This window comes from Bradyrhizobium sp. USDA 4354 (assembly GCF_054060315.1).
In genome coordinates this window covers 2341997-2355788 of the sequence record NZ_JBSSDC010000001.1, presented here as the reverse complement: position 1 = coordinate 2355788, position 13792 = coordinate 2341997, and the positions used below count along the sequence as shown (strand labels likewise).

The following is a 13792-nucleotide window of genomic DNA, read 5'->3' as shown; positions in this document are numbered from 1 at the left end:
ACCAGGGGGCCAGGAATGGCCGGCCAACCCTACCAGCCGCGCATCCGGGGCCATCGGGCGTGAATCGCGTCGCGGCCGGCGGAGACGACGTTGTACAACTCGTGTTGCGACGCCGTCGCACAGGCGTGATTGGGGAGAATCCTGACCTTCGCGCCGATTGGAAGATTGGGCAAAGCGTGCGCCGACCCGGGCCTGACGGCGAGGATCCCGTGCTCCTGGCTTGCTTGCGAAACGATCAGGTCCAGATAGACCTTGCCGGCCACGTCGCAGACCAGACCATATCCCTGATCGACTCGCTGCGCCGCGGTGCCGCGGTCGCGCGACAGCGCCATCCACCCGGCATCGACCAAAATCCAGCCCTTCTCGGGCTTGGTGCCGATCACGGTGGCGAGCACCGAGATCGCGATGTCGTTCGTCGTGCAGACACCAACACCGTGCATGACCAAGTCGAAGAACATGTAGACTCCCGCCCGCATTTCCGTGACGCCGGTCAGGTCTTCGGCGAAATGCGCTGTCGGGGTCGAGCCGACGCTCACGATGGGGCATTGGTGCCCGGCCGCCCGCAAGGTCTCCGCCGCGGCAACCGCCACTGCTCTCTCATTCTCCGCGGCGGCGACGAGAGCCTCGGGCGTGAACAGGCTGTAGGATTCGCCGGCATGGGTGAGAACGCCGGCAAGCTTGACCCCGGCCTCGCCCAGCGCGACCGCGACTGCAATGAGCTTTGGATCGTTCGCGGTCAGCCCGCCGCGGTGACCATCGCAGTCGATCTCGATGAACGCGGTCGGTGTCACACCAGCCGCACGACCGGCGGCGCCGAGCATTCTTGCCTGCTCCGGCGAATCCAGCAGGACTTTAAGGTCAACACCTGCTTTGCGCAGACGCATTGCTCTTTCAGCTGTGTGGGGCGCCAGACCCACCGCATAAGTCATGTCGCGAAAACCGTGCCGCGCGAAATACTCGGCTTCCGCCAAGGTAGAGACAGTTATCGGTCCCGGTCCCGACGGATAGGCCCGTCGGGCCACGTCGATGGATTTGGCGGTTTTCATGTGGGGACGCAGCACGACGCCCCGCTCCGCCATGCGCGAGGACAGGCGGGCGAGATTGCGATCGAGTCGATGCTCGTCGAGCAGGAGAGCCGGCGTGGCCAGCGTGCCGAGCGTTGCAGCCGTCTCGGAGTTCTGGTGATCCGTTCCGCTCATCTCCTCGCGTAGCACGTGGATATCTCCTAGCCGAACGACTGATTGGGAATCGCAAACACGCGTGCCGGCCCGCTTGATGGTGCCGGCGTGCCCAAGATCATGGTGGTGGCATCGCCGACCTGCTCCAGGCCGACGCCTTTAAGCCAATCCCCGAGTTGCGATGTGGCAGAGGTGTCGATGCGGACAAAACCACTGCCGAGCCGCGCGAGCGCAGCCTCGATCAGCGCCTGTGCATCGGTCGCGGTTACGGCGACGACTGGACCGATGACATGCCCGCGGCCAAAAAGCCGGGAGATGGCGTAGCCGCGGGCCGTGCCGTCGCGCTGCAGGACATAGCTATCAGCGCTTTGGAGCAGCTTTTCGAGCATCTGTCGTCTCTCCAAGCCCGTAGCGTCGCGATCGATTCGCATGATCACCTCGAAATCCGAGGCAGCCATTGGCCTGACGAGCCCCGGCGGCGGCTCATGGCGTCCTCTGGGAATTCCCTGATGCTGGTGGATGACCCCGATGGGGACGAAACCGCGCCGCTGGTAAAGCGCCTGGCCTTCGGCGGTCGAATTCAGCGCAATGCTTCGTGGACGCGCGGACGTCAGCAACGCATCCATCAGCCGGGCCCCATAGCCACGGCCCTGCGCGGTCTTCGCGACGATGATCATACCAGCGGAAGCATGGGTCTCGCCATACGGCCACCATGCCGCGGTCCCGATCACCGTCCCAGCGCGCTCCAGAACAAAGCCTTTTCCCAGCTGCAGCGCGACATCCCAATCTTCGAGCCGATAGGGCCAGGACATCTCCTGCGAGAGCTTCAGGGCGCCTTCCAGATGCGATCTGGCGAATGGAACCAGCACCGCGGCTCGATCGTCGCGATCTCCGGCCTGGTAAGCTGCGGGCTTCATCATTGGTCGACGTTTCTCGTGCCGCGGTACTTGTCGCCAGTACCTGATTGACGGCGAGGACCACCTGATCCCCGCATCGTCCGCACTGTACGTTGCACCAGACAGTATTACACAATTGGACTGGAGCAAAGTTCGGCATAGAATTTTATTGTTCGTGGCTCGACGCGGCCAATCTGCCGTCAGCGGCTGGCGCGCCAAGACGGCGTTCGAAAGCGGGCCGTCAGAGCTGACGCCTCAAATGCGGCGGGAGCACCACTCATCTTGAGCCCGACATCGAAACCTTCCTTCATGCCGAGGCGCCGGGTCACGGACGTAAGATCTTCCTTGGTCACGTTGACAGCAACAACGTCCGCGACATCAATGTTAGCGCCAGACGGTGCGGATTGACGCCGGTTATCACGACGTGTCGCGCGCCGACGCGTCGGGCGACTGCGGCGCGGACTTCGAGAGTCGGCGTCATAATTGCCACCAATCCTTACTAGGGTGCCAATTCGGCGATCATCATGGGGATCTCTCCACGCAGCATGCGTAACATGCGCTCGAAGTGACTCGGATCGTGTGGCTTTAGGAGCGTAGCTTCGCGGGGCAGATATAGGTCGCACAGGCGCGAGAGCAAAAACCGAAATGCCGCAGCGCGCTGCATCGCGGGAAGCAGCAAGCGTTCCGAGGGAGTCAGCATCCGGACGCTCTCATATGCGCCGAGGAAGGCGATGACTCGCTCGTCGTCGTAACGGCCGGAGGGATTATCGATGCACCAATCATTGAGGCACACTGCAATGTCGAACAGAAGCGCGTCGCACCCGGCGAAGTAAAAATCGAGAACGCCGGACAGCTGCCCCCGCTCAAACAAGGCGTTGTCGCGAAAGAGATCAGCGTGCACCGGTCCCCTGGGCAGTTGCCGGTAGGTCGAGGACAAAGCGACCTGGTTCTGAAACGCCAATTCACTCGCGAGCAGCGAGCGCTGTCCAGCAGATGCATAGCGACCGACCACCGGCACAACCTCGTTCCACCATTGGAGGCCGCGCGGATTTATCTGCTGTCGCGGGTAATCGGCCCCAGCCAGGTGCACCTGCGCGAGGAATTTTCCGGCGGCACCACAATGCGCGACCGTAGGCTCCATCTCGCTTGCACCGGGAAGCCTGTTAACGACCGCGGCAGGCCGCCCCTTCAGTGAGTGAAGGATTGCGCCGTCACGGTTAGCGACCGGATTGGGGACGGGCATTCCCCGCGCCGCAAGATGCTTCATGAAGTGGAGGTAAAACGGCAGTTGCTCGAAGGTGAGGCGCTCAAAAATGGTGAGCACGTATCCTTCCCGATCCGTATCGACGAAGTAGTTCGTGTTCTCAATTCCGCTGGTGATCCCACGAACGCAACGAGGCGCGCCGAGACCCAGCGCTCGAAAGAACGCTGCGGCTTGGTCGAATGACAGCTCCGTGAATACAGCCATGGTTGACGCGGTCTTCGTTCCGATATCTGCTGTTCAGCAGGCTCTATCGCGCACAATCCCGGTGATGTAGTTCTTGACCGCCTGTGCATCCGCGGGGAGAACCCTGACTCGCCTCGGCAGCTTCTCGATGCCCTCGTAGCGTTGCGGGCGATCGGGCTCCCGCCCCAGGGCTTCCTTGATCGTCGCGGCGAATTTGATCGGCAGTGCAGTTTCGAGCACAATCATCGGCACCTCGGGGCTCGCGTGCATGCGCCCGACCTTCACGCCATCTGCCGTATGTGGATCGATCACGGTGTTCCGGCGCTTCCACGTGTCACGGATGGTCGCGAGCCGGTCGGCATGTGTGCTTCTTCCGCTACGGAAGCCGAAACGGGCTGCAGCCTCTGCAAATCTGGATTCTCCACTCAGATCGAACGAGTCTCGCTCCCCGAGCTGATCAGCAAACAGCGATTTCGTTCTGTCTGCGTCGCGACCGAGCAAATCGAATACAAAGCGTTCGAGATTCGAGGCCTTGGAGATGTCCATGGACGGGCTTGAGGTTTCGAGCGTGTCAGTGCGACTTCGGACGCGATACACCCCGGTGCGGAAAAACTCATCGAGCACGTCGTTCTCGTTGGTTGCAAGGACCAGCCGGGATATTGGAAGCCCCATCATGCGCGCAACATGCCCCGCGCAGATGTTTCCGAAATTCCCCGAAGGCACCGCAAAGCTTACACTTGTCGCCCCCGGTTCGGACGCCTGCAGATAACCGGAGAAGTAATAGACGACCTGCGCAAGCAGCCTCGCCCAGTTGATCGAGTTCACCGCACCGATCTTGTATTGCTGCTTGAACGCCAGATCGCCCGCCACCCGCTTGACGATGTCCTGGCAATCGTCGAAGACGCCATCTATCGCGATGTTGTGGATGTTGTGGTCCTGGAGGCTGAACATCTGAGCTTGTTGAAAGGCGCTCATTCGTCCGCGGGGCGAGAGCATGAACACCCGCACCCCTTTCTTGCCGCGCATGGCGTATTCTGCGGCGCTTCCAGTATCGCCACTGGTCGCACCAAGAATGTTCAAGTTCTCCTGCCGGCGCGCCAGCTCGTACTCGAGCAGATTGCCGAGCAACTGCATGGCCATGTCCTTGAACGCCAGCGTGGGACCATTCGACAGCTCCTGGAGATAGAGTCCCCTCTCCAGCTCTCGCAGCGGCACGATGTCAGGCTTTCCGAATATCTCCGGCGCGTAGGTCTTTGCACAGATGGCTTTCAGGTCGGCGGATGGAATATCGCCGACATAGAGCGACAGGATCTCGAAAGCCAGGTTGGCGTAGGACAGCGTACGCCACGCATCCAGCGTGGCGTGATCCACGCGAGGATAGGTTTCCGGGACGTACAGCCCGCCATCCGGGGCGAGGCCTTCGAGCAATGCCTCGCAGAATTGCTTGCGGCCTGAATGACCGCGCGTGGACACGTACTGCATCGTCAATTTTCTTTCGAGAGGCGGAAGTGCCTCCGGAACTCACACCCTGGCTTGTCAGCTGTGCTGCCGGCCATCAACGGCTGGCGCGCCACATCGCGATCCGGTCACGCATCCGGTAGCCCTGAATGAAGGCGGGCATGAACCACGGATTGCCTCGATAGAACGGGATGAAGGCTGGAGGCCTGAAGTCGAACGCGGTGCGCGCCCGCTCCTCGTGTCCCATGAGCTTGTGGGCCGCATGCATACCGACCCATGGCGCCCAGACCACCCCCGACCCGCAGAAGCCGCTGGCATAGACGATACCTTCCTTCTCGAAAATGCGCGGAATCATGTCGCGGTTCATGGCCACATGGCCGAACCAGCTGTGTGAGAGGCGAACGGCCTCCAGTTCAGGGAACAGATTCACGAGGCCCTTGCGCAGAAGCAGCTTCGGAGCGACGGGGTCGCCGACCCGAGAGCTGTCGCGGCCGCCGAGCAAGATGCGTTTGCCATCAGGCGAGGGCCGATAATAGAAGCCGACCTCCCGGTTCTCGGTGATCATCATGCGTTTCGGCATCAGCCGCGCCATGACTTCGGGCGCAAGCTCCTCCGTCGCAATGATCCGGCTGCGAACCGGGACCAGCCGACGGCGCAGGAAGGGCACGGCGCCATCGGTGTAACCGTTGGTACACACCAGCACCTGACGCGCCTGCACCGGACCGGCCGCGGTGACGACGCGGAAACCGGAGCCATCTCTGTCGATCGAGATTACGGGCGTGCGCGCGTGGACTGTCAATCCGGAAGCGAGCGCGACCCGCAGCAGTTCGGCGTGGAATTTCGCCGGGTGCAGTCCGCCGATGTCCATCCGAACCGTACCGCCGCGATAGACATCGGTGCCGATATACTTGCGCTGCTCGGCATAAGGAACTGCGTAAGCTTCGATTCCAAGTTTCCTTGCGAGCCTCTCAGCAGTACGCGCCATGGTTTCGTATTGCTCATAGCCGAAGGCGCCCTTGAACTGCCCCACCAGCTGGAAGTCGCAGGCGAGGCCTTCCGTCCTGATGAAATCGTACAGGAACTCGCGCGCGGCCTTGCCTTCCGCCTCGATCGCCAGCGCCTTCTCCTCTCCGAACCGGCGCGTGAGCGTCGCGTAGTCGGGCCGAATGGATCCGCTGGTGATACCGCCGTTGCGCGTCGAAGCTCCTTCGCCAGGGTCCATGGCATCATAGGCCGCAACCGAGCGGCCCTCGCGCGCCAGCACCAGGCCGGCCGAGAGCCCTGCATAGCCCGCGCCCACGATCAACACGTCGAGCTTCTTGGCTATTGGCTGCTGAGGCGGCGGCTTAAGCGGCGCGGCTTCCCACCAATAGGGCGTGGCCTTCTCGGCAACTCTCGGCGCGTGCATGGCTTTGCTTCTCGTATGGTTGCTGGGTTCAGCCGCGGCTCGGTTTAAATCGCTCAGATGTGGTCGTTTCGAACGTCGAGGGCATCTCGCAGACCGTCACCGATGAAATTGAAGCTCGTTACCGCCATCGTAATGGCGGCACCGGGAATGATGGCGAGCCAGGGCGCGCTCGCCAGATATTGCTGGGCGCCATTGAGCATGTTGCCCCAGCTGGGCAGCGGCGGCTGGATGCCGTAGCCGAGAAAGCTGATATAGGCCTCCAGAAGGATCGCGCGGGCGACGGCCAGACTTGCGGCGACGATGATGGGACCCATGGCGTTGGGCAGGATCTCGCGGAACATGATGTGCGCCCTGCTAAGCCCGACCATGCGCGCAGCCTGAACGAACTCGCGCTCGCGCAGCGAACGGACTTCGGCCTCGACGATTCGCGCGGTCTCCATCCAGCTCGTGACCGCAATGATCACCGTGATCATCACCGGGCTCGGCCGCAGCGTTGCGGCCAGCGCCAGCACGAGAAAGATCGAGGGATAGGACAGGAAGCCATCCACCGTCCGCATCAGCGACGCCCCGACCCAGCCGCCACGATAACCGGCCGTCACGCCGACGAACGTACCGATCAGCGTCGACAGCAACATCGCGGAGAATCCCACCGCCAGCGAGACGCGCCCGGCCATCAACAGCCGCACGGCGAGGTCGCGCCCCAAAGGGTCCGTACCGAAGTAATGGTGGCCTGTCAGAGGCGGAGCAAAGCGGGCGCGCAGATCGATATGGAGCGAGTCGTAAGGCAACGCATAGGGACCGATGGCGCACGCCAGCACAAGCAGGGTGATCATCGCGATTCCCAGGAGCGCCAGATGGTGACGCATGAAGCGGTTGACAGCGCGGCTGTTCCACCAGCGGGCCGGAGCTGTGTGCACGACGATGGCGGTCATATCTACTGGCTCCTCTTATCTGGCCTGGGTCCGCAGGCTCAGGCCAAGCGAATGCGCGGATCGACAGTTGCGATCACGATGTCTGCGATCAGATTGCCCAACACGACCAGGATGGCCGAGAAGATCAACAGCCCCATCACGACCGGATAGTCGCTGTAGCCAAGGCTGTCGAGAAACAGCCGCCCCATGCCCGGCCAGGTGAACACGGTCTCCGTGACCAGCGCGCCGGTGAGAATGCTGGGCAATTGCATTCCTGCCAGCGTGATCATCGGCAACAGCGCATTGCCGATGACATGTTTCAGCAAGATGCGGCGTTCGCTCACGCCCTTGGCTCGCGCCGTCTTGACGAAATCCTGACTCAACGCATCGAGCGTCGCCGTCCGCATGTAACGGCTCCAGATCGCGACATGAACGAGCGACAGCACCATGCTCGGCAAGATCAGGTGATGCAGATAGTCCAGCACCGAGCCGTCGCCGATCGTGTACATGTTGCCTGCGGGCACCCAACCCAGCTTCAGGGTGAAGATGTAGATGCCGATCAGGCCGAACCAAAACGTCGGAACGGACAGCGCCACCATGGCGCCGACAGTCGCGCAATAGTCGAAGAGGGAATAGCGGTGGGTGGCACCGCGGATTCCGATCCACGTGCCGGCCGCGATCGCCAATGCGGTGGATGTACCCATCAGCAGCAGCGTCGCAAGCAGATGGCGACCGATCACCGCAAGCACGGAAGAGCCGTCCCGGAAAGAGTGCCCCCAGTCGCCCTGCAGCAGCCGCCAGGCCCAATCGAGATACTGGATCCACAGTGGGCGATTGAGGCCCAACTGTGAAGCGAGCCGCTCGACGTCCTTCTGGGTCATGCCCGGATCGAGCCCGAATTGCGCGAGGGGCCCGCCCGGCATGAGGTTGAGAACCGTGAAACCGATGATCGAGACGATCACCAGCAGCACGATGCTCTGGAAGAGACGATTCAGCAGGAAGGCGGACATTCGAGTCCTCCATTAGCGTGACAATGCCGTCCGCCGCGGTACACCCCGCCAGACATCAGCTCGCCCAATACCAGGCCAGCGCGTTCCAGGATTCCGTGCGGGTATTGCCATTCGGCACGAATCCGTTGATCCCCTTCTTGAGACCTTCGACCGAGTTGCTCTGATACAGCGGCAGGAACGGCAGGTCGCGGCGCACGAGTTCCTGTACGCGAGAGTAGATCGCGCGCCGCGCTTCCGGATCGAAGGTGCGCGCACCCTTGTCGAGCAGGGCATCGACCTCCGGATTTGCATACTGCGCGTTGTTCGAGCCGCGACCGCCTTTCGCTCCGATCGAACGCGAGTGCAGGCGGTTGGTGACGTCCGGGTCGGCACCGATCAGATACGAGCTGCCGACGATCACGGAATCGAATTGCGATTGCATCCAGAACTCGCCCCACATCACGGCAGCGGGCAGGTTCGATATCTTCATCTCGACGCCCAGCTGAGCAAACGTTTGCTGCAGGTACTGCTGCACCTGTTCGCGGAGGGGATCGCCGGATGTGGTCGAATTGGTAAAGGACAGACGAACGCCATTCTTGGCACGAATGCCGTCCGCGCCCTTTGCCCAGCCGGCCTGATCGAGGATCTTGCCCGCGCGATTCACGTCGAATTGGTGCAGGGGCAGATTGGCGTTGAAGAAGAAGGACTGCCGCGGCATGAACGTCTCTGTCGGGGTCGGCACCCCGTAGTAGAGCCCCTGAATGATCGCCTCCTTGTCGATCGCCGCGTAGAGCGCCTCGCGAACAGCTAGCTCCTTGAACTGCGGACGCTCGAGGTTCAGGTAGAAGGATTCGAACGAGGTTCTTGGAAGGAGCGTCACCACCCGATTCGGCAGCGTCTTGGCTTCCCCGTAATGATCGGGCGTGATGTAAGGCTGACCTACGAGATCAATGTCGCCGCTCTTGAACTGGGTGTAGAGGACCGTGAGATCGGGAATGTATTTGAAGACCAGCCTCTCGATGTGAGGGCCATCACCGAAGTATTCGGTGTTCGCAACGAGTTCGAGATGATCACCAGCAACCCTCTTGCTCCACTTGAAGGCGCCGGTGCCGACCGGTGCCTGGTTGAAGGCGGCGTTGTTCGGATTGGCCTCTTTCTCGAGGATGTGCTTGGGGACGATGAAGGTTTCGGTCAGGAACGACAGATAGGGCGCAAAGGCCTCCTCCATTCGCCACGAGATCTCCGTCGGTGAGACCACCGTGATGTCGCGCACGAGAGCATGGCCAGCCGTGCGCCAACTCCGAAAGTTGGGACTCGTGATCAGTTCGAGCGTGAACTTCACGTCCTCGGCGCTGAAAGGCTTGCCGTTGTGCCAGCGGACGTCGTCACGCAAACGAATGCGCCATTTGAGACCGTCTTCCGAAATACCCCCGTTCTTTTGGTTCGGCACTTCCACGGCGAGATTGGGCTGAATGACGCCTTGAGGGTCGATGCGGAAGAGCGCGTCGAACACCGAGAAATGCACACCATCATCGACTTCAATGTGTGCCATCAGCGGATTGAAAACGGTCGGCTCTTGTCCAAGCCCGACGATCACGCGGCCACTTGGCTTTGCCGAAGCGCGAGCAAACGCAGGCTTGCCCAACAGGTTTGGCGCGAAGATGCCGGCAGCTCCGCCGATCGCCACCATTCGCAGAGCATCGCGCCGCGAGTAGTTCGAGGTCGTCGCAGAATGCTTGGTCATAACGTCGCTCCTCCGTTGTGCTGTCCGCTGTAATCTGCATGTTCGGGCATGGTCCGGGGTTGCTCGCCCGGGATCGCTGCCACCAGTTCTCGCGTGTAGGTGGATTTCGGATCGAGGAATATCTGGGACGGCGGCCCGCGTTCCACGATTTGCCCTCGGTGCATGACGGCGATTTCATCGCAGATCTGGCTTGCGACGCGCAGATCATGGGTGATGAAGATCATTGAGACGCCGGTCTCCCGCTGGATCTGGTCGAGCAGCTTCAAGATCTGGGCCTGGATCGATACGTCGAGCGCTGAGACCGCTTCGTCGGCGATCAGCAATCTTGGCTTGAACATCAGCGCTCGAGCGATGCCGACGCGCTGGCGCTGCCCGCCTGAGAACTCGTGCGGATAGCGCTCAAAAGCGCCTGCATCCAGGCCGACATGGGACAGAAGCTCCCGCGCGCGCTCGCAAGCTTCGTCGTAAGGCATGCCATGCGCGACCGGGCCGACTGTGAGAATTTGCCCGACCGTCGATCGCGGATTGAGCGATGCGAAAGGATCCTGAAAGATCATCTGGATCTTCGGCCGCAGCGGCCGAAACTCGGCTTCGGAAAGCCCGGCAATGTCGCGGCCTTCGAACAGAATCGAGCCGCCGTCGCACTCCATGAGCTTGATCAGCAGCCGACCGAGCGACGACTTGCCGGAACCGCTTTCCCCGACGACGCCGAGCGTGCGACCCGACGTGAGGTCGAAGCTGACCCCATTGACCGCAGGCACGATGCGCTGCGAACGGAAAAGCACGCTGCCGCTGCGATAAGTCTTTGCCAGGCATTCGACCTTCATGATCGACGCGCGCTCCCCGGCTTCCGAGGGAACGCGGTCCTTGCCGGTCAGGTGGGGCACGGCTGCGATCAGGCGGCGCGTATAGAGATGATCGGGCGACTTCAGCACCTGCGCGGCACTGCCCTGCTCTACGCAATGGCCTTTCTCCATCACCACAACGTGGTCGGCAATCTCCGCGACGACGCCGAAATCATGGGTGATGAACATGACGCTCATTCCCTTGCGGCGCTGAATGTCACGGATCAATTTGAGGATCTGCGCCTGGGTCGTCACGTCGAGCGCGGTGGTCGGCTCATCCGCGATCAGGATCGCAGGTTCGAGGGCCAGAGCCATGGCGATCATCACCCGCTGCCGCTGCCCGCCCGAAAGCCGGAAGGGATATTGGTGATACATGAGCTGCGGATCAGGCAGACCCACTTCAATCAACAAATCTATGGCCCGGCTGCGACGCGAGGCCGGCGTGCCGACGTCGTGCGCGGCCATCACCTCCTCGATCTGCGCGCCCACGGTCATCAGCGGGTTGAGCGCCGAGAGAGGATCTTGAAAGATCATCGAGACGACTCGGCCGCGCAGGCTGCGGAGCTTCTCAGGCGCGAGGCCTACAATGTTCGTCCCATTCAGGTGGATCGCCCCTGAGGTGACCCTAATCACCTTCGGCAGAAGCCCCATGATCGCATTGGCGGTGACCGACTTGCCCGATCCAGATTCCCCGATGATGCAGAGAATTTGTCCGCGCTTCAGATCAAAGGAGATGTTCTCGATGGCGTAGGCCCGCTCCATTCCTTGCGGCAGACTTATGCTCAGCTCCCGCACCGAGAGCGCGACATCGGCGGGGGCAGCAGCCAGCTTGCCAGAGGCCATCGGAACATCCTCCCTTTTCAGCTTCGTTCGGCCATCCTGCTGCGGGCCGCGCCTTTTCTTTGCCTTGCCGCGCTTCTTCGACAGGTCGATGATTTGACGCTCGACGTGCCATTCCTCCATTGGAGGCTGCGACATGATTCAGGCCTCCCCGCGCAAGAGGCAAGAACTCTTCTTCGGAGCGCGGCGCCGACCGAACGGGTCAGTTCGATCGAAGCGAAGCATGGATGGCGCCGACCTCATAGCTTGATCGCTTCCGCCAAGATCTGCTCCTCGACAAGGCTCATGCGGGTTGCCTCTATGAACTTCGATCCTTCGATCCGTTCTGCCGATCTTGATGATTTCAATCACCGCGGAGTCGCCGAAAGCCGGCATCCGGGCAGCACGAACTTCTGAAAACGAAGTCCGATTTGGCATTTCAATCTGCGCCGCCAGGCCTGCTGTGGCCCCCTGCCAGGAAGGCGCGACGGATCGCAGGAGCACGTGCATTGGTCTCGCCGCCTGCAAGCTGCGACGCAAGCAAGGTATTTTCGCAATATTAGCCTGCGTCAAAGGCAGTAAACCGCAGGATATTCGGTCTCACGACGAAAGTCCGCGGGGGCTGCCGCAATTCCTCGGTTACGCTACGGCGACCACCGGAGATCCCTGTCGGATGAGCGCGCCGCTCCTGCATATCGAATCCAGTCCATCCCTTCCTCGTGAAGCGGACGTCGTCGTCATCGGCGGCGGCGTCGTAGGCGTATTCACAAGCTACTATCTCGCCCGTCGCGGCCTCAAGGTCGCCTTGCTCGAGAAGGGCCGCATCGGCGGCGAGCAGTCCAGCCGCAACTGGGGATGGTGCCGCCAACAGAACCGCGACGCACGCGAGCTGCCGCTTGCGACCAAGAGCCTCGATCTCTGGGAACGAGTGGCCCAGGAAACGGGTGAAGACACGGGCTTTCGCCGCTGCGGCTTATTGTATTTGTCGAACGACGAGAATGAGCTGGCAGGCTGGGCCAAGTGGCGAGACTTCGCCAGGACCGTCGGCGTCACGACGCATATGTTGAGCTCGGAAGAGGCGAGCGGTCGGGGCAAGGCGACGGGTCGCAAGTGGAAGGGCGGCGTCTTCTCGCCGACAGACGGGACGGCGGACACTTCAAAAGCCGTCCCCATCGCCGCGCGTGCGATCATGGCGGCGGGTGGCACGGTGCACCAGCTCTGCGCCGCGCGCGGCATCGAGCTCGGTGCCGGCCGGGTCAACGGCGTGGTGACCGAGGCGGGCACGATCCGGACGAAGACGGTGGTCATGGCAGGAGGCGCATGGGCATCTTCGTTCTGCAAGCAGCTCGGAATTCGCTTCCCGCAGGCATCCGTGCGCTCTTCGATTCTCGCCCTGGCCCCGGGCGCGGCCGGCTTGCCTGATGCTCTCTACGCAGGGCTCGTGTCGGCCACGCGGCGCGGCAATGGCGGATACACGTTGGCCATCAGCGGGCGCGCGCGAGTCGATCCGACCCCGCAGCAGTTCAGGTTCGGCCGCGAATTCCTCCCCCTCTTCTCCCGCCGCTGGCGAAGCCTCAGCCCTGGGGCCTTTGAGGGCATGCGGCAAGGCCACGAATCCCTGGCGAGATGGAGGCTAGACGAGGTGACCCCGATGGAGCTGAACCGCACGCTCAATCCTCATCCCGACATGAGGCAGATCCGGCAGACACATCGACGAGCTTGCGAGTTGCTGCCGGAACTCCGGGGCCTCACCATCTCAAACGCCTGGGCCGGCTACATCGACAGCACGCCGGACGGCATTCCGGCAATCGGTGAAGTTGAGTCTGTTCCAGGGTTCATCCTTGCGGCGGGGTTCAGTGGTCACGGCTTCGGGATTGGGCCAGGCACCGGGCACATGATCGCCGACATCATCACCGGTCGTGCGCCAATCGTCGACCCGCGCCCCTACAGGCCGGAGCGGCTGAAAGGAAGCGCCTGGGGCAAGGTCAGCGATTTCTAAATTGCAGTTTCCGCCTCGTTGGGAAAAGCTGCTGGTTGATGCTATGAAGATGCATATGACGCTGAAGACTCAAAGCCCTGACGCCGTTGTCGGCCCCA

The 13792-nt window shown here is 62.0% G+C and carries 10 protein-coding genes; 1 reads left to right on the top strand and 9 read right to left on the bottom strand.

Features of this window, described 5'->3' with window-relative positions; genetic code table 11:
- Nucleotides 1-29: 29 nt before the first annotated feature.
- The 9 genes from ACVIIV_RS10990 to ACVIIV_RS10950 all read right to left on the bottom strand — a co-directional run bounded on the left by ACVIIV_RS10990 (nt 30) and on the right by ACVIIV_RS10950 (nt 11719).
- The gene (locus ACVIIV_RS10990) at nt 30-1199 is read right to left on the bottom strand and encodes an alanine racemase (protein WP_456748704.1); all 1170 of its coding nucleotides are present in this window, start codon (nt 1197-1199) and stop codon (nt 30-32) included.
- A 26-nt stretch (nt 1200-1225) separates the two neighbouring features.
- Nucleotides 1226-2098 carry a GNAT family N-acetyltransferase gene (locus tag ACVIIV_RS10985; RefSeq protein WP_456744205.1) on the bottom strand — a complete coding sequence of 291 codons (873 nt, stop codon included), beginning with the start codon at nt 2096-2098 and terminating at the stop codon, nt 1226-1228.
- Nucleotides 2099-2573: 475 nt separating this feature from the next.
- Entirely contained in the window at nt 2574-3542 is a 969-nt protein-coding gene (locus tag ACVIIV_RS10980) for a homoserine kinase (RefSeq protein ID WP_456744204.1), read from the bottom strand.
- A gap of 33 nt (nt 3543-3575) precedes the next feature.
- Nucleotides 3576-5003, bottom strand: a complete 1428-nt coding sequence (gene thrC, locus ACVIIV_RS10975) for a threonine synthase (RefSeq protein ID WP_456744203.1) — start codon at nt 5001-5003, stop codon at nt 3576-3578.
- Between the two features lie 73 nt (nt 5004-5076).
- Nucleotides 5077-6387 carry an NAD(P)/FAD-dependent oxidoreductase gene (locus tag ACVIIV_RS10970; protein ID WP_456744202.1) on the bottom strand — a complete coding sequence of 437 codons (1311 nt, stop codon included), beginning with the start codon at nt 6385-6387 and terminating at the stop codon, nt 5077-5079.
- A 53-nt stretch (nt 6388-6440) separates the two neighbouring features.
- Nucleotides 6441-7319: an ABC transporter permease gene (locus tag ACVIIV_RS10965; protein ID WP_456744201.1), complete on the bottom strand. Its 879-nt coding sequence runs from the start codon at nt 7317-7319 to the stop codon at nt 6441-6443.
- Nucleotides 7320-7357: 38 nt separating this feature from the next.
- Nucleotides 7358-8308 carry an ABC transporter permease gene (locus ACVIIV_RS10960; RefSeq protein ID WP_456744200.1) on the bottom strand — a complete coding sequence of 317 codons (951 nt, stop codon included), beginning with the start codon at nt 8306-8308 and terminating at the stop codon, nt 7358-7360.
- A 55-nt stretch (nt 8309-8363) separates the two neighbouring features.
- Nucleotides 8364-10031 (bottom strand): peptide ABC transporter substrate-binding protein, encoded by a 1668-nt coding sequence (locus tag ACVIIV_RS10955; RefSeq protein ID WP_456744199.1) that lies wholly within the window; start codon nt 10029-10031, stop codon nt 8364-8366.
- Nucleotides 10028-11719 carry an ABC transporter ATP-binding protein gene (locus tag ACVIIV_RS10950; protein ID WP_456748703.1) on the bottom strand — a complete coding sequence of 564 codons (1692 nt, stop codon included), beginning with the start codon at nt 11717-11719 and terminating at the stop codon, nt 10028-10030. The genes ACVIIV_RS10955 and ACVIIV_RS10950 overlap by 4 nt, the downstream gene beginning before the upstream one ends.
- Before the next feature lie 649 nt (nt 11720-12368).
- On the opposite strand from ACVIIV_RS10950, the gene ACVIIV_RS10945 reads away from it, so the two are divergent.
- A complete protein-coding gene (locus tag ACVIIV_RS10945) occupies nt 12369-13694 on the top strand; it encodes an NAD(P)/FAD-dependent oxidoreductase (protein WP_456744198.1) in 1326 nt (441 codons plus the stop codon).
- The last annotated feature ends 98 nt before the right edge of the window (nt 13695-13792 follow it).

Bases quoted from the DNA above. Each gene is read 5' to 3' on its own strand.
- ACVIIV_RS10960 (WP_456744200.1), bottom strand. From the start codon at position 8,308: ATGTCCGCCTTCCTGCTGAATCGTCTCTTCCAGAGCATCGTGCTGCTG.
- ACVIIV_RS10965 (WP_456744201.1), bottom strand. From the start codon at position 7,319: ATGACCGCCATCGTCGTGCACACAGCTCCGGCCCGCTGGTGGAACAGC.
- ACVIIV_RS10945 (WP_456744198.1), top strand. From the start codon at position 12,369: ATGAGCGCGCCGCTCCTGCATATCGAATCCAGTCCATCCCTTCCTCGT.
- ACVIIV_RS10980 (WP_456744204.1), bottom strand. From the start codon at position 3,542: ATGGCTGTATTCACGGAGCTGTCATTCGACCAAGCCGCAGCGTTCTTT.
- ACVIIV_RS10955 (WP_456744199.1), bottom strand. From the start codon at position 10,031: ATGACCAAGCATTCTGCGACGACCTCGAACTACTCGCGGCGCGATGCT.
- ACVIIV_RS10990 (WP_456748704.1), bottom strand. From the start codon at position 1,199: ATGAGCGGAACGGATCACCAGAACTCCGAGACGGCTGCAACGCTCGGC.
- ACVIIV_RS10970 (WP_456744202.1), bottom strand. From the start codon at position 6,387: ATGCACGCGCCGAGAGTTGCCGAGAAGGCCACGCCCTATTGGTGGGAA.
- ACVIIV_RS10950 (WP_456748703.1), bottom strand. From the start codon at position 11,719: ATGGCCTCTGGCAAGCTGGCTGCTGCCCCCGCCGATGTCGCGCTCTCG.
- thrC (WP_456744203.1), bottom strand. From the start codon at position 5,003: ATGCAGTACGTGTCCACGCGCGGTCATTCAGGCCGCAAGCAATTCTGC.
- ACVIIV_RS10985 (WP_456744205.1), bottom strand. From the start codon at position 2,098: ATGATGAAGCCCGCAGCTTACCAGGCCGGAGATCGCGACGATCGAGCC.